Consider the following 26366-nt stretch of genomic DNA (forward strand, 5'->3'; position numbering starts at 1 on the left):
ACGTCCCGGCACCACCCCTGCGCGGCCCCCTCCCCTGAGACCCCAACCGCCCGCCAGTCTATCCCCTGTGCCGGGGAGCGCGGACCCCTCTCGTGAGACTCGACCGCCGCTTATCCCGGGTGCTGGGCAACCCCGGCAAACCCAGCCCGTCCGGGGGCCAAAATCAGCCCCTTGGGGGTCCCCCCGGACGAAGTCTGGGGGAGTTTGAGGAGCGGGGGTTCGGGGGCTGGCCCCCGACAAGGGCCCGCGCCCGGCAGGGCGGCTCGCACACAAGATCCAGATCCGCCGCCGCCGATCCCGGCCGTACGAAGCGGGCCCAGCCGCTGGAGAGCGGCCCCCCGGTCAGGCGCGTGGGTAGCGGGTCAGCCAGCCGGGGGAGGCGGTGGTGGGGGTGTGGAGGGCTGGGCCCTGGGTCATCTCCATCGCGAAGTCGTCCGCCAGCTCCAGCAGGGTCGGGCGGCCCTCCAGTTCGGAGAGCCAGGCGGGCGGCAGCGCGGTCTCCCCGTGCAGTGCGCCGAGGAGCGCGCCCGTCACCGAGCCGGTCGCCGCCGAGGGGCCGTCGTGGTTGACCGCGAGGCGCAGTCCATGGCGGATGTCCTCGCTGACGAGCGCCGAGTAGACCGCGGCGGCGAGCACCCCCTCCGCGTGGTGCCCCGCCGGGTCGGCGGCGCTCAGCCGCGTGACGCGCTCAGGGCCCGGCGCCCCCTGCCGTACGGCCCCGAGCGCCGCCGTCAGCGCGTCGGTGACCGGCTGGTGTCCCGGCCGGGTGCCCACCAGGGTGAGAGCGCGCCCCACGGAGGGCTCCAGGGCCTCACCGCGTGCCAGACCGTGCACGATGACGGCGAACGCGCCCGCCGAGAGATACGCGGTCGGATGGCCGTGGGTCTGTGCCGCGCACTCCACGGCGAGCTGGCACACCAGCTGCGGCTCCCACCCGACGAGCAGCCCGAACGGGGCCGACCGGACGAGCGCGCCCGCGTCCCGGGCGGTGGGGTTCTTCGGGGCCTCCAGCGTGCCCATGTGCGGGTCCCCCAGCCCCATGAGGCTGGCCTTCGGAGGGTCGCGCCGGGTGTAGAGCCACTCCTCGCGGGCGAGCCACCCGTCGTCCTTGCGGCGCTCGTCGGGTCCCCAGTCGTGCTGGGTCGCGGCCCAGCGCAGATAGGCGCGGTGCACATCGGTCGGCGGATGCCAGGCCCCGGTGTCCCTGCGGACCTGGGCGCGTATCAGTCCGTCCACGGTGAAGAGGGTCAGCTGGGTCGCGGCGGTGACCGCGCCGCGGCGGCCGTACGCCGGTACGAGATCGGTGAGGCCGTCCTCGCCGTGCGCCGCCTGTATCCCCGCCAGTGTGAGCCCGGCGATCCCCGCGCCGAGCGCGTCGCCGATGGCCGAGCCGAGGAGCGCGCCGCGCACCCGCGCCCGGAAGTCCTGCTGCTCGGCTCGCCCCCAGACGGCTGTGGCTGCTGCGCTCACCGCGCGCCCCTCCCTGGACGTCGTTGCGGACGTGGATGCTGCTGTGGTGCCCGGTGCGACCCTCTGAACCCCTGCCGGGGCAGCACTGTAATCGAACGGGCGGGAACCGGTCCGGCCGATGCGCGCGGGACCGGCGGGGATGGGGAGACGGCTGGGAGAGTCTGTGGGAAAGGTGTGCGAGGTCGGCGAACCCGCCTCTGTCAGCGGACCACGACGACGGAGCTCCCCACGACCGTGAAGTCCCAGAGCCGCTTTCCGTCGTCGGTGCGCACCCGTATCGCCCCGATCTGCTTGCCCGGTATCGGCTTGGGAGAGGAGCCGTCGACCGCGGCGGAGAAGGCGATGGGCACATTCCCCGAGCCGGTGAAGTAGATCACGTTCTCCACCGAGACACCGTCGGTGCCGGTGATGGCCGGGGTACGCCTGGAGACGCTGTGCGTGCCGAGCGCGGGCTCCACATTGCCCGGCCAGACGGTGAAGGTGCTGAGCTGCTTACCGGCGGCGTCCACCAGCCAGGCGCGGTCCTGGCCCAGCGAGTACACGACGCGCTTGCCCACTCCCGAGTTCTCGGGGACGGCGGGAGGCTTGGCCGGGTTCTTGCCCTTCTGGTCGGACGCCGAGGGGCTGGCGCCCGCGGCGGGCTTGCGCGCGACGGCGTTCTGCGGGGCGGACTGGCCGGCCTGGACCGCGAGCAGCAGAACGCCGACGAGCGCCGCGGAGGTGAGACCGGTCACCAGCGCCGCGGACGAGATCTGTCGGGCCATCGAGCAGTGTCTCCTCAGCTCTTCCCGCCCCCGGCGGGGGCCATGACGGCATGCAGCTTATCGGCTGATGTGCTGGAGGAACCGGGCGGAGCCCTTGGGCCGCCGGGTCCGGGGGCCCAAGCCGCGCAAGGGCTCCGCCCATGCCCGGCTCACTCGTTCACCAGCGGCAGCAGCTCGGGCAGCTGCCCGTCCGACCCCCGCGCCGTACGCATCCGCTCCTCCGGGACCTCCCCGTACAGCGTCGTCCGCGCCCTGGCCGGCCGTCCCGCCAGCTCGGCGATGCCGATCAGGTCCTTGATGGAGCGGTACGAGCCGTAGCGGGAGCCCGCCATACGGGAGATCGTCTCCTCCATCAGGGTGCCGCCGAGATCGTTGGCCCCGGAGCGGAGCATCTCGGCCGCACCCTCCGCGCCCAATTTCACCCAGCTCGTCTGGATATTGGTGATGTGGGGGTGGAGCAGCAGCCGGGCCATCGCGGTGACGGCCCGGTTGTCCCGGACGGTGGGGCCGGGGCGGGCGATCCCCGCGAGGTAGACGGGCGCGTTGGTGTGGATGAACGGAAGAGTGACGAACTCCGTGAATCCGCCGGTCTCCTGCTGGACGCGGGCGAGCGTACGGAAGTGGCCGAGCCAGTGCCGGGGCTGGTCGACATGTCCGTACATCATGGTCGACGACGAGCGCAGGCCCAGCTCATGGGCGGTGCTGACGACCTCGATCCAGGTCGCGGCGGGCAGCTTGCCCTTGGTGAGGATCCAGCGGACCTCGTCGTCGAGGATCTCGGCGGCGGTCCCGGGGATGGAGTCGAGCCCGGCCTCCTTGGCGGCCGTCAGCCACTCCCGGATGGACATCCCCGTCCGGGACGCGCCGTTGACGACCTCCATCGGCGAGAAGGCGTGCACATGCATGCCGGGGACGCGTTCCTTGACCGCGCGGACGATGTCGAAGTACGCCGTACCGGGCAGATCGGGGTGAATGCCTCCCTGCATGCAGACCTCGACCGCGCCCACGTCCCACGCCTGCGCCGCGCGGTCGGCGACCTGGTCGAGGGAGAGGGTGTACGCGTCGGCGTCCGTACGCCGCTGGGCGAAGGCGCAGAAGCGGCAGCCGGTGTAGCAGACGTTGGTGAAGTTGATGTTCCGTGTGACGACGTAGGTGACCTCGTCGCCGACCACGTCCCGGCGCAGCTCGTCGGCGATGCGGGTGAGGGCGTCGAGCGCGGGGCCGTCCGCGTGCAGCAGGGCGAGGGCCTCGTCGTCGGTGAGCCGGGTGGGGTCGTCGGCGGCCTGCCTCAGCGCCTGCCGGACATCGGTGTCGATGCGCTGCGGCACCATGCCGGGCGCGGCGGCCTCCCGCAGGGCCTCCCAGTCCCCGTACACGGCGTCGAAGTCGTCCCGGCGGTCGTGGGTGCGGCCCTCGGTGTCGATGGTCCGGTGCAGATCGGTGCGTCCGGCGGCGGTGAAGCCCTCGTCCGGCTCCTGCCAGGGCAGCCCGGCCGGGATCGCCCCGGAGTCGGCGAGTCCGGTCTCCAGGTCGGCGAGCGCCCGCACATGGGGCAGCAGCCGGGGGTCCAGCCAGGGCTCGCCGCGCTGGACGAACTCCGGGTAGACGCAGAGGCGTTCCTCCAGCCGGAATCCGGCGGCGGCCGAGTGCCGGGCCAGCTCGTCGATCCGGGGCCAGGGGCGCTCGGGGTTGACATGGTCGGGGGTGAGCGGGGAGACGCCGCCCCAGTCGTCGATGCCCGCGCCGATGAGCCGCGCGTACTCGGCGTCCACCAGGTTTGGCGGGGCCTGGAGGCAGGCGGCGGGGCCCATGATGTGCCGGGCGACGGCGATCGTGGCGACCAGCTCGTCCAGTTCGGCGTCGGGCATTCCGCGCATCGCCGTGTCCGGCTTGGCGCGGAAGTTCTGCATGATCAGTTCCTGGATGCCGTGGTAGGCGCGGGAGACTCGGCGCAGCGCGAAGAGCGAGTCGGCGCGCTCCTCGTAGGTCTCGCCGATGCCGATGAGCAGCCCGCTGGTGAACGGCACGGAGCTGCGGCCCGCGTCCTCCAGCACCCGCAGCCGTACGGCCGGCTCCTTGTCGGGCGAGCCGTGGTGGGGGCCGCCGGGCTCGCTCCACAGCCGGGTGGCGGTGGTCTCCAGCATCATGCCCATGGAGGGCGCGACGGGCTTGAGCCGCTGGAAGTCGGTCCAGCTCATGACGCCGGGGTTGAGATGGGGCAGCAGCCCGGTCTCCTCCAGGATGCGGATCGACATGGCGCGGACGTACGCGATGGTGTCGTCGTACCCCTCCGCCTCCAGCCACTCCCGGGCCTCGGGCCAGCGGTCCTCCGGCTTGTCGCCGAGGGTGATGAGGGCTTCCTTGCAGCCGAGCTCCGCGCCGCGCCGGGCGATGTCGAGGACCTCGTCGGGCGACATGAACATTCCATGGCCCGCGCGGCGGAGCTTGCCGGGGACGGTGGCGAAGGTGCAGTAGTGGCATTTGTCCCGGCAGAGCCGGGTGAGCGGGATGAACACGCTCTTCGAGTACGTGATCACTCCGGGCCGCCCCGCGGCCTCCAGGCCGGCGTCCCGTACGCGGGCGGCCGAGGCGCAGAGGTCCTCCAGATCACTCCCCCGCGCTTGCAGCAGCACAGCGGCCTCGGTGACATCGAGGGCAACCCCGTCCCTGGCTCGCTTCAGGGCGCGGCGCATGGCGTTCTCGGTGGGGCGTGCGGGCTCGTGATCCGTCATGAAGCCGAGCATACGAGCCGACCGTGGGCGGGGTGAGAGGGCGTCGGGGGTGAGAGGGCGTGGGGGCCGGGCGGGGAACTCCGCGATCTCCGACTCCCGTACCCGTTCGGGATGCCCGGGACGCCCGGGGCCGTGGAGGGGCCTGGCTGGGCGGACGGGCTGCGGGAGCGCGCGCGTGAGCTGGATCGGCATATGGCGCGCTGAGGCGCAACGCCATCACCGCCTGGTCCTCACTGTCAGGCGGATGCGGATGCGGGGGCAGGGGGCTCCGCGCAGGTGGCAGGAGGTTCCGCACAGGCGGCAGGAGGTTCCGCGCAGGCGGCGGGGGTGAGGGTGGTGCCCCGGGTGAACTCGGTCCCGTAGGCGGACTCGCCCAGTTCGCGCCGGGCCCGGGTGGAGATACGGTCCACATCGCCGCGTTCGCCCAGCGGCAGCGGCACCCCCACCGAGGCGCGGGCCGTCGTCGCCGCCCCGAGCAGACGGGCCGCGTGAGCCGGGTGGCCGGACAGCAGCCGGGCGCCGGCCAGCCCCTCCAGCGCCAGCGCGAGCGCCCGTGGGTCGCCGGCGGCCCGCGCGGTGGCCAGCCCGTCCAGCTGTAGCTCCAGGGCCCGCTCCACCTGCCCCCGCGCCTCGGCGATGAAGCCCAGCTCGGCGAGGACCAGCGCCGGCATCCCCGGCTCGTACCCCATCTGCCGGTGCAGTGCGAGGACATGGACCATATGGGCCTCCGCCGCCTCCAGATCGCCCTCCCGGCGGGCCCCCATCCCGAGCCCGATCTCGGCGAACAGCTCGCCGAAGGTGTCGGACTGCTCGACGGCGAGCCGCCGGGCCCGCTCGTGGTACTCCCGGGCCTGCGGCAGATCCCCGGTCAGCAGCGTGATCCGGCCCAGCCCGGCGAGCTGGAACGACACCTCGGGCCAGAGCTCCAGCTCCTCCGCCATCCGCAGCCCGTCCCGCAGCAGCCGCCCCGCGTGCGGATAGTCGCCGACCACCTCCGCCCGCGTCTGCAACGGCACCATCGCCCGCAGCTGCCCCCACTGGTCGCCCAGTTCGCGGAAGATCTCCAGGCTCTGCTCGCCGTGCCGGCGCACCGCGTCGAAGTCGCCCCGCAGCTTCGCCTGGAAGGCCCGGCTGGCCAGCGCCGCCGCCGTGCCCCACTCATCGCCCAGCGAACGGAAAGCGGCCAGCGCGCGGGCCACCAGCTCCTCACTCGGCGACAGATCGGCGATACCGTACAGATTGGAGCCCAGGAACCACTGCGCCCGCGCCCGCCCGCCCGGGTCGTCGACCTTCTCGTACTCCCCGTACTCCCCGTACTCCCCGTACGGCCGCAGCGCCGCCCGGTACTCGGACAGCGGGTCCGCGCTGCCGCCGAGCGCGAGGCGCACCCCGCCGAGCCAGGCCGTGGCCTTGGCGACCCGGGCGGCGTGTGCCGCCGGGTCCGCCGGGGCGGGGGCGGGCACCGAGAGCGCCTGGGCCAGCGAGCGCTCGGCCTCGCTGTTGCGGCCCCGCAGCTGCCAGTACCAGCTGAGCGCGTTCACCAGCCGCAGCGCGCGCTCCGCGTCCCCGGCCCGTACGGCGCTCTCCAGGGCGGTGCGCAGATTCGCGTTCTCCGCGTCCAGCCGGCGCAGCCACTGCCGCTGGCCGTGGCCCCGCAGATGCGGTTCGGCCCGCTCGGCCAGCCCTGTGTAGTAGTCCTGGTGCCGCAGTTGGAGCCCGGTCAGCTCGCCGTTCTCCCGCAGCCGCTCGACGCAGTACGCGGTGACCGACTCCAGCAGCCGGTAGCGCGGCCCGTCCGCCGTGTCGGCGACCACCACCAGGGAGCCCTCCACCAGCCGCGCCAGCAGATCGAGCACCTCCGCCCGGTTCAGGTCCCCGGCGGGGCAGATCTCCTCGGCGGCGGCGAGGGTGCAGCCGTCGGCGTGCACCGCGAGACGCCGCAGCACGGCGCGCTCCTGATCGCCGAGGAGGTCCCAGCTCCAGTCGATGACCGCCCGCAGGGTCCGCTGCCGGGCCGGGGCGCCGCGCACCCCGGAGGCCAGCAGATGGAAGCGGTCGTCCAGCCGGGCCGCCAGCTCGGCCACGCCCAGCACCCGTACCCGGGTCGCGGCCATCTCCACCGCCAGCGGAATGCCGTCCAGCCTGCGGCAGATCGCCGCGACCGCCTCCGCGTTGGACTCGTCGAGGACGAAGTGGGGGGCGGCGGCCGACGCGCGCGCCGCGAACAGCTCGACCGCGCCCGGCCGGTCCAGCGGCTCCACCTCGCTGAGCCGCTCGCCCGCGACCCCCAACGGGATCTGGCTCGTCGCCAGCACCCGTAGCCGGGGCGCCGACTTGAGCAGCCGCTCCACCAGTTCGGCGACGGGCGCGACGACATGCTCGCAGTTGTCGAGGACCAGCAGCGTCGGCTGGTCGCCCAGCGCCTGCACCACCCGGTCGGTCAGGGTCGGCGGGCCTGCTGCGGAGGAGGGCAGCGGGGAGATGTCGTCCCGTACCCCGAGCAGCGCGGCGACCAGCTCCCGTACCTCGGTGTCCCTCGGGCTGGGTGAGGGACTGAGCGGGCCGGGCGACGGGTCCAGCGCGGCGAGCTCGGCCAGCCGGACCCCGCCGGGGAAGGCCGGGGCCGCCTGAGCGGCGACCGCCAGGGCCAGCCGGGTCTTGCCGACCCCGCCGGGCCCGGTCAGCGTCACCAGCCGGTGGGCGTCGAGCGCCGCGCGCAGCCCGGCGACCGCCTCGCCCCGGCCGATCAGCTCCGTCAGCGCGCTCGGTACGTTCGACGGCGGCCGGGCCGCCGTGGTCGACGGCGAGGGAACGGCGGTCAGCGCCGGGTCCTGGGTGAGGATCGCCTGGTGCAGCGCGGCCAGTTCGGGACTCGGATCGAGCCCCAGCTGATCGGCGAGCCGCTCCCGCAGCTCGGCGTAGCTGCTCAGGGCCGCGCTCTGGCGGCCCGCGAGATAGAGCGCCCGTACATGCGCGGTACGCAGCCGCTCGCGCAGCGGGTGCAGGGCGACCAGATCGCCCAGGTCGTCGGCGACCAGGGCGTGTTCCCCCAGCTCCAGCCGGGCCTCGGCCTGCTCCTCCAGCGCGGTCAGCCGCTGCTCCTCCAGCCGGGCGGCGGCGGCGCGGACGAACTCCTCGTCCGCGAAGTCCGCGAAGGCGGGCCCCCGCCACACCGCCAGCGCGTCGGCGAGCAGCGCCGCGCGTTCCCGGGGGTCCCCGGCGGCCCGCGCCCGGGCGGTCAGTTCGTGGAACCGGTCCGCGTCCACCGCGTCGGAGCCGGTACGCAGCCGGTAGCCGAGCGGGGTGAGCGAGACGACCAGGTCCCGGCCGCCGGGCTCGGCGGCCTCCAGGGCGCGGCGCAGCTGCCAGACCTTGTTCTGGAGCACCCCGGCCGGATTGCCCGGCAGCTTCGCGCCCCACAGGTCGTCGATCAGCCGGTCCGCGGAGACCGGGCGTCCCTGGTGCGCCAGAAGACAGGTGAGCAGAGCGCGGACCTTGAGCTCCGGGACCCTCACCGGCCGTCCGTCCGCTGTCCACACGCCCAATGGACCGAGCACCCCGAAACGCATGTGATCACGCTAACCCACGCGAGGAACCGCGCCATGGCCGATACCGGGCCATCGCGAACAGCCCGGTAGCGATCGCGAACAGCCTGGGGGGCGACCGAGAGCAGACCGAGAGCGGCCCGTGAGCGCACGGGCGCACGGTGGGGCTCCGCAGCGACCGAGAGAAGGAACCCCATGTCATCGACCGTCCCCAAGGTCGCGCCGCCCAAGGCCGGCGCCCGGGAATGGGCCGGGCTCGCCGTACTGGCCCTGCCCACCCTGCTGCTCGCTCTCGACCAGAGCGTGCTGTTCCTGGCCCTGCCGCATCTCGCGGAGTCGCTGAACCCCACGGGCACCCAGACCCTGTGGATCATGGATGTCTACGGGTTCCTGTGCGCCGGCTTCCTCGTGACGATGGGCACCCTCGGCGACCGGATCGGCCGCCGCAAGCTGCTGATGATCGGCGCGTCTGTCGTCGGCGTCGCCTCGCTGCTGGCCGCCTTCTCCACCAGCGCCGAGATGCTGATCGTCACCCGCGCCCTGCTCGGTGTCGCCGCCGCCACCCTGATGCCGTCCACGCTGGCCCTGATCAGCAACATGTTCCAGGACGCGCGCCAGCGCGGCCGGGCCATCGCCGTCTGGGCCAGCTGCTTCATGGGCGGCACCGCGCTCGGCCCCGTGGCCGGCGGTGTGCTGCTGGAGTACTGGTGGTGGGGCTCGGTCTTCCTGCTCGGCGTCCCGGTGATGCTGATCCTGCTGGTCTCGGCGCCGTTCGTGCTGCCCGAGTACCGCGACCCGAACGGCGGCCGGATCGACCTGATCAGTGTGGCGCTCTCGCTCGCCGCGATCCTGCCGGTCATCTACGGCCTCAAGGAGATCGCCCGCGAGGGCTGGGAGCCGGCCCGTGTCCTCGCGATCGTGGCCGGGCTGGTCTTCGGCGCGCTGTTCGCCCGCCGCCAGCGCACGCTGGAACACCCGCTGATGGACCTCAGCCTCTTCAAGCGCGGCGCTTTCACGGCCTCGCTGCTCATCCTGATGTTCGCCATGGCCACCATGGGCGGCAGCTACCTCTTCATCACCGGCTATCTCCAGATGGTCGAGGGGCTCTCCCCCGTCGAAGCCGGTCTGTGGATGGTGCCGTCGGCGATCGCCTCCCTCGTCGCCGCGACCCTCGCCCCGACGCTGGTCAAGCGGCTGCCCATGGGCGTCGTCATCGGCGGCGGTCTCGGCGTCACCACCATCGGCTATCTGCTCCTCGCCTTCGTCGACCCGGTCGGCGGGCTGCCGCTGCTCGTCGCGGGCTTTGTGATCGCCTTCCTCGGCACCGGTCCCATCGGCGCGCTCGGCACCAACCTGGTGGTCAGCTCCGCCCCGCCGGAGAAGGGCGGCTCCGCCGCCTCGGTCTCCGAGACCAGCGGCCAGTTCGGCGTCGCCTTCGGCCTCGCGGCGCTCGGCAGCCTCGGCGGCGCGCTCTACCAGAGCAGGATCGCGGTGCCCGACGGACTGTCGGGGGATGCCGCCGACACCGTCCGGGCCGGCATCGAAGGCGCCGTCGCCGAAGCCGACAAGCTCCAGGGCGCTCTCGGCGACCAGGTCCTGACGGCCGCCCGGGAGGCGTACACCAGCGGGCTGAACACCGTCGCCGTCGTCTGCGCCGCGCTCGCCGCCGTCACCGCGGTACTCGCGACGACCGCACTGCGCAAGGTCGGCGGCGACGGCGGAGCACACGGAGCCCACGAAGCTCCCGAGGGCGGCGAGGAGGCCGCCCCCGAGGGCACGCTCCGGCCCGCCCAGGGCCGCTAGGCGATTTCGGGAGGGGAATCCCCTTCGCGGGGTGTCGGCCGTGGGCCGGTGGCAGGGCACGTGATGGCGCGGGGTGCAGGGCCGCGCCCCTACGTGCCCTGCCCGCACGTCCGCGCGCCGCGCGCAAACGTTATGCCGGGATTCCGATGGGCCCGAAGCAGCCGCGTTGTCCGTGGGCCGTGCCACGATGGCGGGCATGACGGAGAACGGGGGTGGCGCTCGGGAGTCCGGGCGGCCGTCACGACTGACGGAACTCATCGATATGGAGCCCGTGGGGCAGGGTCCCGCCGCCCCGGGCCCGTCGATGGAACCCGGGGCGGCACCGCCCGAGCCCATGCCGCCCGAGCTCTCGCCCGAGGAGCGGGTGGTGATCGGCCGGCGTGAGTTCGCCGTACGGCTGGGGGAGTTCCGGCGTACGGACGCAACATGGACGCTGCCGGAAGTGGCACTGATCATCAAAGGAGCCGACCTCGTCCCGGACAGGATCACGGAGCGTCTCGGCCTGGAGCCCACCTCCTCAAGGCTCCCCGGGGTGAACCGCTGGTTTCCCGGTGACACCGATGGCCGATGGTATTTCGAGTGCGACGACCGCACCACCCGGATCTTCTCCGAGCAGCTCGACCATGTCCTCAGCGCAGTGGAGAGCCGCACCGAGGCTCTCGCGTCCCTGAGGTCGGAGGGGTACACCGTCGCGCTCACCGTCTGGGGCTACGTGGACCACGACTCCCAGCTCGCCTTCTCCGCCTCGGACATGGCGCGAATCGCCCGCTTGAACGTCCCGCTCAGCCTCTCTCAGAGCCTGAGCGACCGATGAGACACCACCGCTGGAGCCTCGCTTGAATTCCCCCGAGTACTGGACCGATGTCTACACGTCGTTGGCGATCACCAATGCCGATATGGACATCGACTTCGTGAACGATTCCCTTGGGCTATCCGGCGTCCCGTCCGACGCGCCTGGGCCGTTCGTCACCACGGGGCCGGGCTGGTGGGCCTTCACCTTCGATGAGCAGCTGGCACAGGATCTGGACGGCCAGATCGCGGCCCTTGTCTCCCAGGTCGCCCCTCGCCTCGACGGCGTCCAGCGGCTCCGGGAAGCGGGCTACGCGATTCAGGTGGCCATCGCGGGAACGGTCGAGTCGCGCGCCGCGCTGTACATGACTCCCGAAGCCGCGAGCCTGCTGGCAACGCTCGGCCTCCCGGTCTCGTTCACCACGCTCACCGCTCTGGGCAGACCTCAAGAGGACCCGATGGCCTGGCTCGACGACTGAGGCGGCGGCCAATGGGGGTTCGAGGGTTACCCGGTCAGCAGCGGTGGGTGAGGGAGAGATGAACGCGCTCATCAGGTTCGGTGGCGCTGGAATCCCCCGGCCCCCGACGACTGCACATGCGTGAAGTCCTGGAAGGTGAACGGCAGTGGCGTCACTCGTCTATTTTCGAAAGATCTCCGAATCACCGGAGTCGGTCGAGTATCTTTTCGGCTTCGACGGCAGCGAAGAGACGTGCCGCCTCATGATGAACACCGGAACCCGTAGATCCCTCCCCGTAGACGGAAATATCAACTACGCCTTCCTCAAGGCGTCACGGAAGATCAATTCCCTCTACGGCGAGACGGACGTATGGCCCGAGCACGGCGTCAGCGCCAGCTGACCCTGGAGCAGGCCGGAGATTACCGCTCCAGCTGTGCTCGCCATCATCAGAGGTCAGAATATCCAGAGCACATGAACGTTCCACGGAAGCACATGCCGCTTGAGGAGCAGCGATGCCGCAACGGATTCTGGATCGACAGAAACTCGTCTTGGTCGACGGCGGGTTCGATCTCTACGATGCGGACTACGAGGCAAGCGACTCGGACATCCTGCGCGCCGCCATTGAGCAGACCGTGGCCGGCGACGGGTACGAGATCTGTGTCAGCTGCCTCCAGGACCAGGGCCGTGTTCGGCTGACCATCGACGCCTGGGGCGAGGAGCCTTCGTCTGCCCCTGATGGAGCCTGGAACGGGCACAGGGAGATGACTCTGGCGTGTCCAACCGGCGTGATCGTGATCTCGGAGCGGACAGCGGGTGCTTCATGCGTCGATCTCCCGTACGGGGCCGGCGACTACTCCGTGCGCGTCTGGTTCTGGACAAAGGGGAAATCGAAGGCGGGCTCGCCACACCAGCAGGGCCGGAAAGGCGCGGAAGAGTACCTGGCCCAGATATGGCCGGCAGTCGGCAAGGCGGCAGACGCCGTCACTCCATGAGGCATCAGGAACCACCTGTACGCCGCCGAGGTCGGCGACCAGCGCCCCCTTGGGCTATCCGAAAGAACATGAGGCAGATGTACCGATACCGGCCGGAGCCCGTACGCCAAGCAGAGGGGGAGCGATGAATAAAAAAGCCCGGCCGGGCGAAACATGGACGCTGCCGCATGTGGCACTGGTCATCAAGGGCCCCGACCTCTACCCGGACCGGGTCACCGAGCGTCTCTGCCTGCAACCCACCTCTTCAGGGCCTCCGGGGGTGGACCGCTGGATTCCCGGTGACACCGATGGCCGATGGAGCCTTGAGTGCGACAACCGGATCACCCGGATCTTCTCCGAGCAGCTCGACCACGTCCTCAGCGCAGCGGAGAGCCGCACCGAGGCTCTCGCGTCCCTGAGGTCGGAGGGGCACACCGTCATGCTCACCGTCTGGGGCTATGCGGACCACGACTCCCAGCTCGCCTTCTCCGCCTCGGACATAGCCCGAATCGCCCGCTTGAACATCCCGCTCAGGCTCTCTCAGAGCCTGAGCGACCGATGAGACACCACCGCCGGAGCCTCGTATGAATTCCCCCGAGTACTGGACGGATGTCTACACGTCATTGGCGATCACCATCGCGGAGCGACCATGACATATTACACAGATCTGACCCCTTACGAATATCTCACAGACGATATTCCAAACGGCACAGAATCTCTGAACATCGGCTGGCTGGAAAATGGCATTGAATTCCCTGTCGGAGAAACTTCAGAGCTTATGCGGGAGCAGCTTCTTCGACTGATTCAAAATCACCCAAGCGGACGCACGCGAGGGTGGCACTCATGCTCACTGCGTCATGAATCTGGACGCCTCTCTTATCCGTATTCGATCGAACGCGACGGGAGGAAGACCGTTCTCGGTTCCGCGGAAATTCGACTGACGCTGGACAGCGGCCTAATCCTGATCGCACCCAACCTTATCTTTCATTACATCGAAGATCATCACTACCTACCTCCGGCGTCCTTCATCGACGCAGTACTCAAAGGTAAAGCAACATCGTGAGCGTTCCAGCGACTCTGCTGGTTCGACCATCCCGATGTGGAGCGGCTTGCCGCCATTACGGCGGGCTGACAGATCGCCCAGCTCCAGCAGCCGCACCAGACGGTCGGCGAGCGCGCGGTGCGGACGGCGGTTTCCCGGACGGTCTGGAGCGGCTTGGCGGAGGCGACGACGATAGGGGCGGAAGGGGGCGGAGGAGTATCTGGTTGAGATATGGCCGACGCCCGGGAAGGCAGCGGACATCAAGGCTTGAGGAGGCAATGCCTGGAGCTGGAGTCGGTCCGGAAGGCGGGTCAGACGCCGTATCGCTCGGGCTTGGGTGTTCTGGTCATCAGGAGGCCGGCCGCCTCGGCGACGGTGGCCGTGCCGTTGACGACGGAGACGACCACTTCGGTGATGGGCATCTCCACCCCGTGCCGACGCGCGAGCTCCAGGATGGACTGGGACGACTTGACGCCCTCTGCGGTCTGGCGGGTCGCGGCGCTCGCCTCGGGCACGGTCAGGCCCTGGCCCAGGTGTTCGCCGAAGGTACGGTTGCGGGAGAGCGGTGACATGCAGGTGGCGATGAGGTCGCCCACTCCGGCCAGGCCGGAGAAGGTGAGCGGGTCGGCGCCCAGCACCGCGCCGAGCCGGGCGGTCTCCGCCAGGCCACGGGTCATCAGCAGGGCGCGGGCGTTGTCGCCCAGGCCCATCCCGGCGGCGAGTCCGATGGCGAGGGCGATGACGTTCTTCACCGCGCCCCCCAGTTCGCAGCCGACCACGTCCGCGTTGGTGTAGGGACGGAAGTACGGGGTGACGCAGGCGTCCTGAAGCGCTTTGGCCGTGGTCTCGTCACGGCAGGCGATCACCGACGCGGCGGGCCGGCGGGCGGCGACCTCCCGGGCGAGGTTCGGGCCGGAGACCACTGCGACCCGGTCAGCCGGAACCCCGGTCACCTCGGTGATGACTTCGCTCATCCGCAGTCCGGTGTGCGTCTCGATGCCCTTCATCAGGCTGACGACCACGGTACGGGGGTTGATCAACGGCGCCCACGCGGTGAGGTTGTCCCGCAGCGACTGCGCCGGGATCGACACCACCAGGTGATCCGCTCCCGCCACGGCCTCAGCGACATCGGTGGTGGCCCGCAGCGACCGAGGCAGGGTGATGTCCGGCAGATAGGCGGGGTTCTCGTGGCGGATGTTGATCGCATCCACGATCTCGCGCCTGCGGCCGTGGATGACGACCTCGTTGCCCGCGTCGGCGAGCACCGCCGCGAACGCCGTGCCCCACGACCCGGCCGACAGCACCGCAACCCGGTTCATCCTGCCCCTCTCCCCATCAAGTCCCTTCAAGCGATGGACTTCAGGCGACCCTATCCAGCTCGCCCTCTCCGCCTCGGGCATGGCGCGGATCGCCCACAGGAACATCCCGCTCAGCCTCTCTCCCAGCCTGGGCGACAACGCCCGTGCCCTCCGGAAGGCCGAGCGCGCGGGGGGGGAGGGATATCAGGAGGAGGGTGGTGCCCGCCCAGCCCGCCAGGAGGGGGGTCCACCAGGGGAGGGCGAGGTGGTGGGTGAGGGTGGTGAGGCCGAGGGGGGTGTTGCAGAGGGCTTCGGTGAGGGGGGAGCCGAAGCCCTGGATCACCAGCGTGATAGCGGATACGCGGAGGAGGCCCCGGGCGGGGGTCACTGAGGGAGGAGGGGGAGATCCGCCCAGACGGTTTTGCCGATCTCGCGGGGCCTGGTGCCCCAGGCGGAGGAGAGGGCGTCGACCAGGAAGAGGCCGCGGCCCGATTCGGCGTCGGGGGAGGGGGCGGCGGGGGTCGGGGGCGGGGTGGACTCGGTGAGGGCGTCGGAGACCTCGATGCGGAGGGTCTCCGGGGTCAGGGTGAGGCGGAGCTCGAAGTCGCGGCCGGGGAGGCGGGCGTGGGTGACGGCGTTCGCGGCGAGTTCGGCGATGATCTGGGCGGCGGACTCCGAGGTGGGGCAGGTGCGGGGCAGGCCCCATGCGTCGAGGGTGTGGAGGGCCAGCAGCCGGGACTGGACGGCCGCCTTCCGGGTGGCCGAGAAACGCTGTACGAATTCAACCGTGGGGGTGGGTGTTTCCGTTTTCATGCCATAGAGCCTGGCCTCCGTCGCATACTGCCCGACAGTCGCGACACCACGACTCTCGGTACGGGTACGGGGTACACCAGCTGCGTTGTACGGGTCCTCGGCCGTGCCCCGAACAGGCGCGCATGCGAAGGCGGTACGGATATGTCAGACGCGGGCGAGGAACGGCGTCCCGAGCTTCCCATCGAGCTCGACGGGACGGCCTTTCTCTTCAACACCCTCAGGCAACAGGTCAAGCTGCTCCGCACCAAGTGCGGAATGAGCCAGAAGGCGCTGGGCGAGGCCGTCAACAACAGTGAAGATCTCATCTCCTCGATCGAGCGAGGCGTACGGGCGACACAACCGGACTTTCTGGAGCGGGTCGACGACGCCCTCGACGCCGGCGGAATCCTCAAGGTCGCCATGGACGACGTCGAGAAGGCCCTCGCCCAGGCCCGTAAGCGGCATCCGGACTGGTTCCGGGCGTTCGCCGATGCGGAGGCCACCGCCGTAGCGCTGCACGACTACGGCGTTCACTCCGTGCCGGGGCTGCTCCAGACCGAGGAGTACGCGCGGGCCCTCTTCACCAACTGGCGGCCCCTGCTGAGCGAGGAGATCATCGAAAAGCGGGTCGCCGATCGCATGGCCCGACAGGAGATTCTGGAGAAATGGCCCGCCCGCACCTTCACTTTTCTGCTGGAGGAGGCCCTGCTCCACCGGCCCATCGGGGGGCCCGAGGTGTACAAGCAGCAGCTGCGGAGGCTGTTGGAGGTCGGGCAACTGCGCAACGTCGTGCTTCAGGTGGTGCCCATCAGCTGTGCGGACCACGCCTGCCTGGACGGCGCGTTCACACTGCTGACTCCCAAGGGGCGGCGGCAGGTGGCCTATCTCGAAGCCCACGGTTACCCCAAACTGATCACCGAGCAGGAAGAGGTCCGCATCTTCAGTGAGCGCTATGGGATTATGCGATCGCGGGCCCTGAGGCCCGCCCAATCCTTGTCCCTGATTAAGAAGTTGCTGGGAGAACAATGAACAGCCTTCACTGGTTCAAGAGCAGTTACAGCGACGGTGAGGGCGGCGAATGCCTTGAAGTCGCCCTCTCCTGGCGTACGTCCAGTTACAGCAGCGGCGCGGGCGGCAACTGCGTCCAGGTCGCCTCCTGCGCCACCACCGTCCACGTACGCGACTCCAAGCAGCCCGACGACGGCCGGCTCGACCTCCCCGCCGCCGCCTGGGCCGCCTTCCTCCCCTACGCCCGTACCCACACCCCCCGCTGACCAGCGGCACCCCGCGCCGACGCCTATCACCGGGTGTCGGCGCGGTCTTTTCGCACAGCCGTACAACCCTCACCCCCTGCGAGCGGTCTTGCCATTGCCGTTGAGGCGCCACCGTGCCGCCCGCAGGAGGTTCCCTTGTCCATACGCACTCACAACCGTCTCGCCATCGCGACAGCCACCGCCACCGCCCTGACCTGCGGTCTGCTCTCCCTCACCGCCGCCGGTACGGCCACCGCCGCCGCGCCCGTCAAGTACGTCCAGTACGCCGACGACTACAACGGCGACGGCTTCCGCGACTACGTGGTGTCCCAGACCCCCGGCTTCCTCGTGACCTACGGCGTCAGCGGCGGGCCAGGCACCAAGAAGACTCGTATCGACCAGAACAGCCCCGGCATCCCCGGAAGCGTCGGGGAAGAGCCCGAGCAGTTCGGCCAGTCGCTGGCCAGCGCCGACTTCAACCAGGACGGCTACGGCGATCTCGCCGTGGGCGACTCCAGCGAGACGGTCGGCGGGCGGGCGAACCAGGGCGCGGTCACCATCGTCTGGGGGTCGAAGTCCGGGCTCGGGTCCAAGGCGACCCGGCTCCCGCTGAAGGACCCCAAGGAGGGGCAGGGCTTCGGGCTGTCCCTCGCCGCCGGGGACTTCAACGGCGACAAGAAGCCCGATCTCGCCGTCGGCGACCGGGACTCGGTCCACGTCTACCGGGGCGGTTTCTCCTCGAAGACCGGCTCCACCGGGGCCGTCACCCGGCACCGGCCCGGCGCGGACGGGGGCGACCGTACCGTCCCCGTCCATCTCGTCGCCGGGAACGTCACCAAGGACAAGACCACCGATCTGTACGCCCTCGGTCTGAGCTTCACGGGGCAGAAGTCCTCCAACGTCGCCTGGTTCCTGAAGGGCGGCTCCAAGGTCGCCTCCGGGAAGGTCGTCACGTACACCGGTCCCGAGCACAACTACGGGCCTCGGGGCGTCATCGCGGACTTCGACAAGAACGGCTACGGCGACCTCGCGATCAACGACGGCGGGTACAACCGGGGCGAGGGCGCCGTCGTCGTGCTACGCGGCGGGGCGAGCGGGCCGAGCACCTCGTACCGCGTCACCCAGAACACCGCAGGGGTCGCCACCACCGCGACCTCGGGAGACGGCTTCGGCACCACGGTCTCCGCCGGTGACACCGACCGCGACGGCTATCCGGACCTCGCCGCGAGCGCGCCCGGGGAGAAGGTCAGCGGGAAGAAGTACGCCGGGGGCGTGCACATCCTGCGCGGCGGCGAGAAGGGGCTGACCGGGGCCGGGTCGAAGTGGTTCACCCGCGACACCGCCGGGGTGCCCGGCAAGGCCAGTGCGTGGGGCTCTTTCGGCCAGTTCACGCGGCTGCGCGACATCGACAGCGACCGCGACGCCGACCTCGTCGTCTCCGGGACCGACAGCACGAGCCTGCTGCTGCCCGGCGGCAAGAACGGCATCGGCACCAAGGGCGCCCGGGACATCGCGGTGACCGCGATGTGGCCCCAGTAAGCGCCGCATTCGGTAAGCACCGTATTCGGTAAGCGCCGACTTCCATCCGAACCGCAGCCATCGCCGGGGCAACAGACCGCCCCGGCGATCGCCGCCATACCCTTTTTCAGGAGCACCGCTTTGCGCACCACCCTCCGTACCGCCCTCGCGACGGCCGTCGCCGTCTCCCTCACCGGAGGGCTCCTCGGCCTGACGACGGGGGCGGCGACCGCCGCCGCACCGGCGAAGGCGGCCAAGCCCGCCAAGTACGCCACCGACTTCAACGGCGACGGACACCCCGACTACGTCCGCGAGAACACCATCAAGCAGGTGACGGTGACCTACGGAACCGCGAAGGGTCCCGGCACCAAGACGTTCACGTTCGACCAGGACAGCCCCGGCATACCCGGCGTACGTCATCACGACACAGAGGGCTTCGGCGCGACTCTCGCGAGCGCCGACCTCAACGGCGACGGATACGCCGACCTCGTCGTCAGCGACCCCTGGGAGCGGATCGGCACGACGGATACGGAACAGGGCATGGTCATCATCGTCTGGGGCTCGGAGACCGGACTCGGATCCAAGGCCACCGTGGTCGACGCCCCGCCGCCCACCAGGAACCAGAACTTCGGCATCGGCCTCGCGACCGGCGACTTCAGCGGCGACGGAAAGCCCGATCTCGCCATCACCGACAACCGGTCCGTCTACATCCACCGGGGCGGCTTCACCCCCTCCGGCAGCACCGGAGAAGTCAGCACGTTCACCCCGCCGGCCGACAGTCATTTCGAGCCCGGCGGACTCGCCGCCGGACGGGTCACCAAGGACAAATCCACCGATCTGTACGCCATCGGCGTCGTCGACCTCGGCAGCAGCGGCATCCAGCGCAACTGGTTCTTCAAAGGCGGCTCCACCATCAAGCCGGACAAGCTCAGGACGGCCGCCAAGCCCACCAAGGATTTCGAGACGGGCGGCGGGGTCATCGCCGACTTCGACAAGGACGGCTACGGGGACCTCGTAGTCGGCGACCCTGACAAGAAGTACGCGGGAGGCATCCGCGTACAGCGGGGCGGTAAGAACGGGCCCACCACCTCCTACCGCCTCAACCAGGACACTCCTGGGGTCGCCACGACCGCCGAGCCCCACGAGGGTTTCGGCCACTCGTTCTCGGCGGGCGACACCAACCGCGACGGCTACCCGGATCTCGCGGTCGGCACCAACGAGCGGATCGACAACCGCCAGGTGGGCGGAGCGCATGTCCTGCGCGGCGGGAAGAAGGGGCTGACCGGGACCGGATCACAGTGGTTCACCCGTGACACCCCGGGCATCCCCGGCAAGACCCTTATGTACGAGAATTTCGGCACCTGGCTGAAGCTGCACGACTTCGACCGGGACGGCGACGCCGATCTCCTCCTGAACGGTGCCAGAAAGTCCGGCCAGGCCAGCACCCTGCTCAACGGTGGTTCACAGGGCATCACCACGAAGGGGATCCGCGAGGTCCCCACGCCCTGGGACTTCCTGTAGTGAGCGTCAGCGGCAGCAGCGCGAGCCCCGGCGCCGCCCACCCCACCCCGTACAGGAGGAGCACCGTGCGCACCAGCATCAGCATCCGTACCGCCCTCGCGACGGCCGTCACCATTTCCCTCACCGGAGGACTCCTCGGCCTGACGACGGGGACAGTGACCGCCGCCGTACCGGCGAAGCCCGCCCAGGCGTACGACTTCAACGGCGACGGGAACCGCGACTACGCCGCCAGCGCCGGCCACTGGGTGGACGTGACCTACGGGACCAGGAGCGGGCCCGGCACCAGGACGTTCAGGTTCGATCAGACCAGCCCCGGCATCCCCGGCGACGGGCCCGCTCTCGAAGAGGACGCGTTCGGCAGGACCATGGCGAGCGCCGACTTCAACGGCGACGGGTACGCCGACCTCGCCGTCTCCGACCCGGAGGAGACGATCGTCGATGAAGCCGATTTGGACGGCATGGTCATCATCGTCTGGGGGTCGAAGTCCGGGCTCGGCTCCAAGGCGAGCACGATCGAGTCCACCACGCCTTACCTCCGGAACCAGAGCTTCGGCGTGGATCTCGCCACCGGGGACTTCAACGGCGACGGCAGACCTGACCTGGCCATCTCCGACCGGACGTCCGTCCATATCCACCGGGGCGGTTTCACCCCTGCCAACACCACCGGCAGGGTCGACAGCTTCACTACGCCGGAAGACGTCCGGTTCCCCTTCCCGATGCTCGCCGCCGGGAACGTCACCAAGGACAAGATCACCGATCTGTACGCCATCGGCGAGAGCTACATAAGCAATCGCCCCACCCTGGCCGTCTGGTTCCTGAAGGGCGGCTCCACCATCAAGCCGGCCAAGCCCAAGTTGTACCCCAGAAGCAAGACGGACTACTTCACGACCGACGCGGTCGTCGCGGACTTCGACAAGGACGGCTACGGCGACCTCGTCTACAACGACAAGTTGTACAAGGAACTCGCCGGGGCCGTCCATGTCCTGCGCGGCGGCAAGAACGGGCCGACCACCTCGCGCCGGATCACCCAGGACACCCCCGGGGTCGCCACCACCGCCACCGCCTACGACTACTTCGGCGGCTCCCTCTCGGCGGGCGACACCAACCGCGACGGCTACGCGGACCTCGCCATCGGTACCCACGAGCCGCTGGGGACACTCCGTAGGGCGGGCGGCGCACATGTCCTGTACGGCGGGAAGAAGGGGCTCACCGGCAGCGGATCGGAGTGGTTCACCCGCGACACCAAGGGCATCCCCGGCAAAGCCAAGGAAGGTGCCTTGTTCGGCGGCAACACCCGGCTCGACGACTTCGACCGCGACGGCGACGCCGATCTGCTGCTGTCCGGCGACTCCGTGAAGGACAGGCGCGGCGGCACCCTGCTCAACGGCGGCCGGAGCGGCATCACCACGGCCAAGCTCCGCGAGGTGCCCCTCCGCGCCACGTACGAGCAGTAGGCGGCACCGCCCAACCACTCATAGAAGGAGCGCCACTTTGCGCACCAGCATCCGTACCGCCCTCGCGACGGCCGTCACCGTCTCCCTCGCCGGAGGGCTCCTCGGTCTGACGACGGGAAGCGTGAGCGCTGCCCCGGCCAAGCCCGCAAAGGCCGCCAAGCACCCAGACGACTACAACGGCGACGGCTACCGCGACTACGCGATCAAGACCGACGACAACTCGGTGACCGTGACCTACGGGACCAAGAGCGGACCCGGCACCAAGACGTTCAGGTTCAACCAGGACAGCCCCGGCATCCCCGGCGAGCACGACGGCGACGACGACGAGGTCTTCGGCGACGATCTCGCGAGCGCCGACTTCAACGGCGACGGATACGCCGACCTCGCCGTCTCCGACGAGGAGGAGCTGGTGCACCAGCAGGACCCCGACCGGGGGCTCGTCGTCATCGTCTGGGGGTCGAAGTCCGGGCTCGGGTCCCAGGCGACCGAGCTCCCCGCCGCGGCGGAGAAGCGGGTGCGGTTCGGCGGGAACCTCGCCGCCGGGGACTTCGACGGCGACGGAAAGCCGGATCTCGCCCTCACCGACGACCGGTTCCTGCACATCTACCGGGGCGGCTTCACCCCCGCCGGAGGCACCGGCGGGATCACTACGCACACCAGCGGGGGGATGAGCTCGTTCTACACCCTCGTCGCCGGAGAAGTCACCAAGGACAAGGCCACCGATCTGTACGCCATCGGCGACAGCTGGGCGGACGGCAAGCGCAACTCCAGCACCTGGTTCCTCAAGGGCGGCGCTGCCATCGAGCCCGGCACGCCCGTGCCCTACCGCACCAACACCTATGTGGGCTACGGCTCCAGCGGAGTCGTCGCGGACTTCGACAAGGACGGCTACGGCGACCTCGCGTTCAGCGACTACGCGTACCGGAATTACTCCGGGTCCGTCCTCGTACTGCGCGGCGGGGAGAACGGGCCGGCCGACTCGCGCCGGATCACCCAGGACACCGCCGGGATAGCCACCGTCGCGGACCCCAGAGACCGGTTCGGCACACAGCTCTCGGCGGGCGACACCGACCGCGACGGCTACCCGGACCTCGCCGTCGGCACCGAGGAGGCCGTCGGGGAGGCCCTCGGGGAGGAGCGGGCGGGCGGAGCGCATGTGCTGCACGGCGGGAAGAAGGGGCTGACCGGCGCCGGGTCGAAGTGGTTCACCCGTGAGACCAAGGGATTCCCCGGCAAGGCCCGGGCGTACGCAAAGTTCGGCTCCGAGGTCCGGCTGCGCGACACCGACCGCGACGGATACGCCGATCTGCTGATGTCCGGCGACAGCAAGCGCGGCACGTACGACGGAATCCTGCTCGGCGGCGGCAAGGGCGGGGTCACCGTCAAGCAGCTCCGCAAGGTGAACCTCACCGCCACCTTCCCGCAGTAGGACTCAAATGCCCTGATGGTGAAGCGACGTGGGTGAATCCAACTGGCTGGCGAGCACAACCTTCTCCGGGACTCACGGGTCATGGGGATATCCGGTGGGGGGAGAACCGGGCCGTTCCGGTCCTCCCCCCGCTCTGTTCACCCAGATGAGGTAGCTCATGAATGCACCGACCCGGACCCCGGCGCCGACCCGGACTCCGATCCCGACCCCGGCCCGCGGCCTCCGTCCGGCCGCCGTCGTCGCCATCGCCGTCGCCGTCGCCGGCGCGCTGACCGCGCCCCTGGCCTTCGCGGCCCCCGGAGAGACCGTCCCCACCCGGGCCGTGGCCCAGCAGTCCGACCACAGGACCTCGCTGTCCGACGACTTCAACGGCGACGGATACCGCGATGTGGTCACCTCCACCCGGCGCGCGACCGTGAGCGGGAAGCGGGAGGCGGGGCATGTGACCGTCCTCTACGGCGCCAAGTCGAAGTTCCTCGGCACCAAGCGGCAGTTCCTCCACCAGGACATAGCCGGGGTGCCCGACACGGCCGAGGAGGTGGACCACTTCGGCGAGGCGACCACCACGGAGGACCTGGACCGGGACGGCTACGCGGATCTGATCGTCGGCACCCCGCGCGAGGAGCCGGCCGGGACGGAGAACACGGCCGACCACGGCTCTCTGTCGATCTTCTGGGGCGGGAAGAAGGGCCTTTCGCCCAAGGCGTCCGTGATCAGCGGCCAGAGCCGGTCCGCGCTCCTCGGGGCCCATCTCGCCGCCGGGGACTTCAACGGCGACCAGGTCGCGGACCTCGTGACCGTGGACGGCGGGAACCTCCGTACGTACTTCGGTCCGTTCACCCGCGACGGCTCGCCCGCCGGGACGGCCGTCGACACGGACCACTCCCCCGACGACACCCGGGATCTCGCCGTCGGCGACTACAACGGCGACGGGGTCGACGACGTCGTCGCGGCGCAGAGCCTCCCGGACGCGTGGTACGACCGCACCCTGCGGGTCTGGCAGGGTGCGAGGGACAAGGGCCTGGTCGCGGGCGGGGCGCTGAAGAAGGTGCCCGACGCCGACACGGTCGACCTCGGGGACGTCAACGGGGACGGTTTCGACGACATCGTCTACGGACGGCAGGGCGGCGACGACAGCGATGTCGTCACCCCGAAGGCCAAGGGCGGCCTCTTCGTCTACGTCCCGGGCTCCAGGAAGGGTCCGGCGACGTCCAAGGCCAAGGTCTACAACCAGGACAGCGCCGGGGTGCCGGGCAAAGCCGTCTGGGGCGACGGCTTCGGCGAGCACATCGCGGTCGGCGACGTCGACGGCGACAGCTTCGCGGACATCGCGGTCGGCGCTCCGGGCGAGGACTACGACCGCCGGAAGGACGCGGGGGCGGTGGTCGTCCTGCGCGGGTACAAGGGCGGCATCTCCACCTCCGGGGGGAAGGTCTTCACCCCGGAGGTCCGGGAGGTGCCGGGAGTGGCCCAGAGCAAGGACGCCTTCGGGGCGCCCGGCCATCTGGTCGACTTCAACGACGACGGCCGGGCGGACCTGGTCACCAGCGCCACCGAGAAGGACAAGGGGAAGGGCGCGGTCTGGGCCTTCAAGGGGAGTGCGTCCGGCATCACCCCGAACGGGTCGATGTATGTCACCCCCGAGGTGCTGGGGATCCCCGAGGCGGCGAAGGGGTACTTCGGTCTGAGGTTCAACAACTGACGCTGGCACTGGCACTGGCACTGACGCGGAAGACTCTGACCTTCCGTACGGAGCGCTGGAGGTGCTTGAGGTGTTGAGGCGCTTACAGCGCCTGTGAGGCGCTGTGCCGCCCGTCCACTCCCGGCGGGCGGCACAGGCCCGTACCCGTACCCGTTCCCGTACAGCCAGGAGCTCCCCGGCGGTCAAGCCCTCATATTTCCGCGTGATGACCGAACTTGCGCTCTTTGTACAACTGTTGCCCCCTCGGACGGGTCACTTCAGTGCCACCGTCTCCGGGCGGGCGGCGCCGACCTCACCGCCGGGCCTCGCACGGCCCCGCACCAACGGGAGAACCCGCATGTCCCTACGCGCCGATCTCCGGCTCGCCCTCGCGACCGCCGTCACCGTCTCCCTCACCGGAGGGCTGCTCGGGCTGACGACGGGAACCGCGACCGCCGCCGCACCGGCGAAGGCCGCCGCCAAGCCCGCCAAGCACTCCGCCGACTACAACGGCGACGGCTACCGCGACTACGCCACCGGCGAATTCAGTAACGAGGTGGTCGTGACCTACGGGACCGCGACCGGACCCGGCACCGAGACGTTCACGTTCAACCAGGACAGCCCCGGCATTCCCGGCAAGTACCTGGGCGACGGCGACGGCTTCGCCCAGGCTCTCGCCTCCGCCGACTTCAACGGCGACGGATACGCCGACCTCGCCGTCTCCGACCCCTGGGAGAAGGACAGCAAGCACAACCAGCGGGGCATGGTCGTCATCGTCTGGGGCTCGAAGTCCGGACTGGGATCGAAGGCGACCACCGTCAAGGCCACATCGTCCGCCCACCGGCAGCACTACGGAAAGCATCTCGCCGCCGGGGACTTCAGCGGCGACGGAAAGCCGGATCTCGCCGTCAGCGACCCCCGGTCCGTCCATGTCCACCGGGGCGGCTTCTCCTCGAAGACGGGCGCCACCGGCAAGGTCAGCACGTTCACCGCGCCGAAGGCCGACCTGAGGCAGCCCCTCGGGCTCGCCGCGGGGAAGGTCACCAAGGACAAGGCCACCGACCTCTATGTCTTCGTCGCACCCGAGAAAACGGACCTCAACGAGAAGTACCGCTGGGGCACCTGGTTCCTGAAGGGCGGCTCGACCATCAAGCCGGGCAGGCCCACGACGAACAGCGCCATCACACCGTCCCACGCATGGGGCAAGTCCGGGGTCGTCGCCGACTTCGACAAGGACGGCTACGGCGACCTCGCCTTCACCGACCGCGACTACAAGAAGTACGGCGGCTCCGTCCTCGTCGTACGCGGCGGGAAGAACGGACCGGTCGACCACTACCGGCTCAGCCAGAACACCCCCGGGGTCGCGACCATCGTCACCGCCTACGACTACTTCGGCGAATCCCTCTCGGCGGGCGACACCAACCGCGACGGCTACCCGGACCTCGCCGTCGGCACCGAAGAGACAGTCGGCGACGTGTCCTCGGCGGGCGGCGCGCATGTGCTGTTCGGCGGGAAGAAGGGGCTCACCGGCAAGAACTCCCTCTTCTTCACCCGCGAGACCGAGGGCGTCCCCGGCGAAGCCCGGGAGTACGAACGGTTCGGCAGCGGCGTCCGGCTGACCGACGCCGACCACGACGGCTACGCCGATCTGCTGGTCTCCAGCAGGAACAGCGAGTCCGGTAGGCACGACGGATATCTGCTCGGCGGCGGGAAGGACGGGATCACGGCGGCGAAGGTCAGTAAGGTTCCTGCCACCCCGTACTTCCCGCAGTAGAGACCGGGAGAGCGGCTTCCGTACCCCCGGGCCGCTCTCCCGGCTCGCCGCCCGCTCCGGCGGGCGGCACAC

Annotated in this window: 22 protein-coding genes; 15 read left to right on the forward strand and 7 right to left on the reverse strand. The window is 70.3% G+C overall.

Annotation, left to right across the window (positions count from 1 at the left end; genetic code table 11):
* Positions 1-342: 342 nt before the first annotated feature.
* The 4 genes from FF041_RS13780 to FF041_RS13795 all read right to left on the reverse strand — a co-directional run bounded on the left by FF041_RS13780 (position 343) and on the right by FF041_RS13795 (position 8535).
* Positions 343-1470 (reverse strand): ADP-ribosylglycohydrolase family protein, encoded by a 1128-nt coding sequence (locus FF041_RS13780; RefSeq protein WP_323391844.1) that lies wholly within the window; start codon positions 1468-1470, stop codon positions 343-345.
* A gap of 200 nt (positions 1471-1670) precedes the next feature.
* Entirely contained in the window at positions 1671-2234 is a 564-nt protein-coding gene (locus FF041_RS13785; protein ID WP_153486922.1) for a hypothetical protein, read from the reverse strand.
* Positions 2235-2383: 149 nt separating this feature from the next.
* Positions 2384-4966, reverse strand: coding sequence for a bifunctional FO biosynthesis protein CofGH (locus tag FF041_RS13790; protein ID WP_194292021.1), 2583 nt, complete (start codon positions 4964-4966; stop codon positions 2384-2386).
* A 236-nt stretch (positions 4967-5202) separates the two neighbouring features.
* Entirely contained in the window at positions 5203-8535 is a 3333-nt protein-coding gene (locus FF041_RS13795; protein WP_153523115.1) for a BTAD domain-containing putative transcriptional regulator, read from the reverse strand.
* 171 nt (positions 8536-8706) lie between these two features.
* Here FF041_RS13795 and FF041_RS13800 point away from each other — a divergent pair, with 171 nt between their 5' ends.
* The 7 genes from FF041_RS13800 to FF041_RS13830 all read left to right on the forward strand — a co-directional run bounded on the left by FF041_RS13800 (position 8707) and on the right by FF041_RS13830 (position 13595).
* The gene (locus FF041_RS13800; protein ID WP_153523116.1) at positions 8707-10314 is read left to right on the forward strand and encodes an MFS transporter; all 1608 of its coding nucleotides are present in this window, start codon (positions 8707-8709) and stop codon (positions 10312-10314) included.
* 196 nt (positions 10315-10510) lie between these two features.
* Positions 10511-11128 carry a DUF4279 domain-containing protein gene (locus tag FF041_RS13805; RefSeq protein WP_194292022.1) on the forward strand — a complete coding sequence of 206 codons (618 nt, stop codon included), beginning with the start codon at positions 10511-10513 and terminating at the stop codon, positions 11126-11128.
* A 22-nt stretch (positions 11129-11150) separates the two neighbouring features.
* Positions 11151-11582 (forward strand): hypothetical protein, encoded by a 432-nt coding sequence (locus FF041_RS13810; RefSeq protein ID WP_153523118.1) that lies wholly within the window; start codon positions 11151-11153, stop codon positions 11580-11582.
* Positions 11583-11823: 241 nt separating this feature from the next.
* Positions 11824-11961 carry a hypothetical protein gene (locus tag FF041_RS37855; protein ID WP_194292023.1) on the forward strand — a complete coding sequence of 46 codons (138 nt, stop codon included), beginning with the start codon at positions 11824-11826 and terminating at the stop codon, positions 11959-11961.
* Between the two features lie 112 nt (positions 11962-12073).
* Positions 12074-12553 carry a hypothetical protein gene (locus FF041_RS13820; protein ID WP_153523120.1) on the forward strand — a complete coding sequence of 160 codons (480 nt, stop codon included), beginning with the start codon at positions 12074-12076 and terminating at the stop codon, positions 12551-12553.
* A 169-nt stretch (positions 12554-12722) separates the two neighbouring features.
* Positions 12723-13094, forward strand: a complete 372-nt coding sequence (locus FF041_RS13825; RefSeq protein ID WP_194292024.1) for a DUF4279 domain-containing protein — start codon at positions 12723-12725, stop codon at positions 13092-13094.
* A gap of 87 nt (positions 13095-13181) precedes the next feature.
* Positions 13182-13595 carry a DUF7919 family protein gene (locus tag FF041_RS13830; protein ID WP_153523122.1) on the forward strand — a complete coding sequence of 138 codons (414 nt, stop codon included), beginning with the start codon at positions 13182-13184 and terminating at the stop codon, positions 13593-13595.
* A 290-nt stretch (positions 13596-13885) separates the two neighbouring features.
* Here the strand turns inward: FF041_RS13830 and FF041_RS13835 are convergent, their stop codons facing one another.
* From FF041_RS13835 to FF041_RS13845, 3 genes are read right to left on the reverse strand one after another with little or no spacing between them, the layout of a single operon-like run.
* Positions 13886-14893: an NAD(P)H-dependent glycerol-3-phosphate dehydrogenase gene (locus FF041_RS13835; protein ID WP_153523123.1), complete on the reverse strand. Its 1008-nt coding sequence runs from the start codon at positions 14891-14893 to the stop codon at positions 13886-13888.
* A 40-nt stretch (positions 14894-14933) separates the two neighbouring features.
* The gene (locus FF041_RS13840) at positions 14934-15215 is read right to left on the reverse strand and encodes a hypothetical protein (RefSeq protein WP_153523124.1); all 282 of its coding nucleotides are present in this window, start codon (positions 15213-15215) and stop codon (positions 14934-14936) included.
* 41 nt (positions 15216-15256) lie between these two features.
* Complete coding sequence (locus FF041_RS13845; RefSeq protein ID WP_153523125.1) at positions 15257-15685, reverse strand: ATP-binding protein; 429 nt, start codon at positions 15683-15685, stop codon at positions 15257-15259.
* A 141-nt stretch (positions 15686-15826) separates the two neighbouring features.
* Here FF041_RS13845 and FF041_RS13850 point away from each other — a divergent pair, with 141 nt between their 5' ends.
* The 8 genes from FF041_RS13850 (at position 15827) to FF041_RS13885 (ending at position 26294) form a co-directional block, all read left to right on the forward strand.
* Positions 15827-16693, forward strand: a complete 867-nt coding sequence (locus FF041_RS13850; protein WP_153523126.1) for a helix-turn-helix domain-containing protein — start codon at positions 15827-15829, stop codon at positions 16691-16693.
* On the forward strand, positions 16690-16938 hold the full coding sequence (locus FF041_RS13855; protein ID WP_153523127.1) for a DUF397 domain-containing protein: 249 nt from the start codon (positions 16690-16692) through the stop codon (positions 16936-16938). Before FF041_RS13850 ends, FF041_RS13855 begins: the two co-directional genes overlap by 4 nt.
* 135 nt (positions 16939-17073) lie before the next feature.
* On the forward strand, positions 17074-18456 hold the full coding sequence (locus tag FF041_RS13860; RefSeq protein ID WP_153523128.1) for an FG-GAP and VCBS repeat-containing protein: 1383 nt from the start codon (positions 17074-17076) through the stop codon (positions 18454-18456).
* Positions 18457-18576: 120 nt separating this feature from the next.
* Entirely contained in the window at positions 18577-19956 is a 1380-nt protein-coding gene (locus tag FF041_RS13865) for an FG-GAP repeat domain-containing protein (RefSeq protein ID WP_153523129.1), read from the forward strand.
* 65 nt (positions 19957-20021) lie between these two features.
* On the forward strand, positions 20022-21410 hold the full coding sequence (locus FF041_RS13870; protein ID WP_153523130.1) for an FG-GAP and VCBS repeat-containing protein: 1389 nt from the start codon (positions 20022-20024) through the stop codon (positions 21408-21410).
* A 37-nt stretch (positions 21411-21447) separates the two neighbouring features.
* On the forward strand, positions 21448-22839 hold the full coding sequence (locus FF041_RS13875; RefSeq protein WP_153523131.1) for an FG-GAP repeat domain-containing protein: 1392 nt from the start codon (positions 21448-21450) through the stop codon (positions 22837-22839).
* Between the two features lie 157 nt (positions 22840-22996).
* Positions 22997-24541 (forward strand): FG-GAP and VCBS repeat-containing protein, encoded by a 1545-nt coding sequence (locus FF041_RS13880; protein ID WP_153523132.1) that lies wholly within the window; start codon positions 22997-22999, stop codon positions 24539-24541.
* A gap of 337 nt (positions 24542-24878) precedes the next feature.
* Positions 24879-26294: an FG-GAP and VCBS repeat-containing protein gene (locus FF041_RS13885; protein WP_153523133.1), complete on the forward strand. Its 1416-nt coding sequence runs from the start codon at positions 24879-24881 to the stop codon at positions 26292-26294.
* Positions 26295-26366: the final 72 nt, after the last annotated feature.

This window comes from Streptomyces jumonjinensis, from assembly GCF_009600885.1.
Taxonomy (GTDB): domain Bacteria; phylum Actinomycetota; class Actinomycetes; order Streptomycetales; family Streptomycetaceae; genus Streptomyces; species Streptomyces jumonjinensis.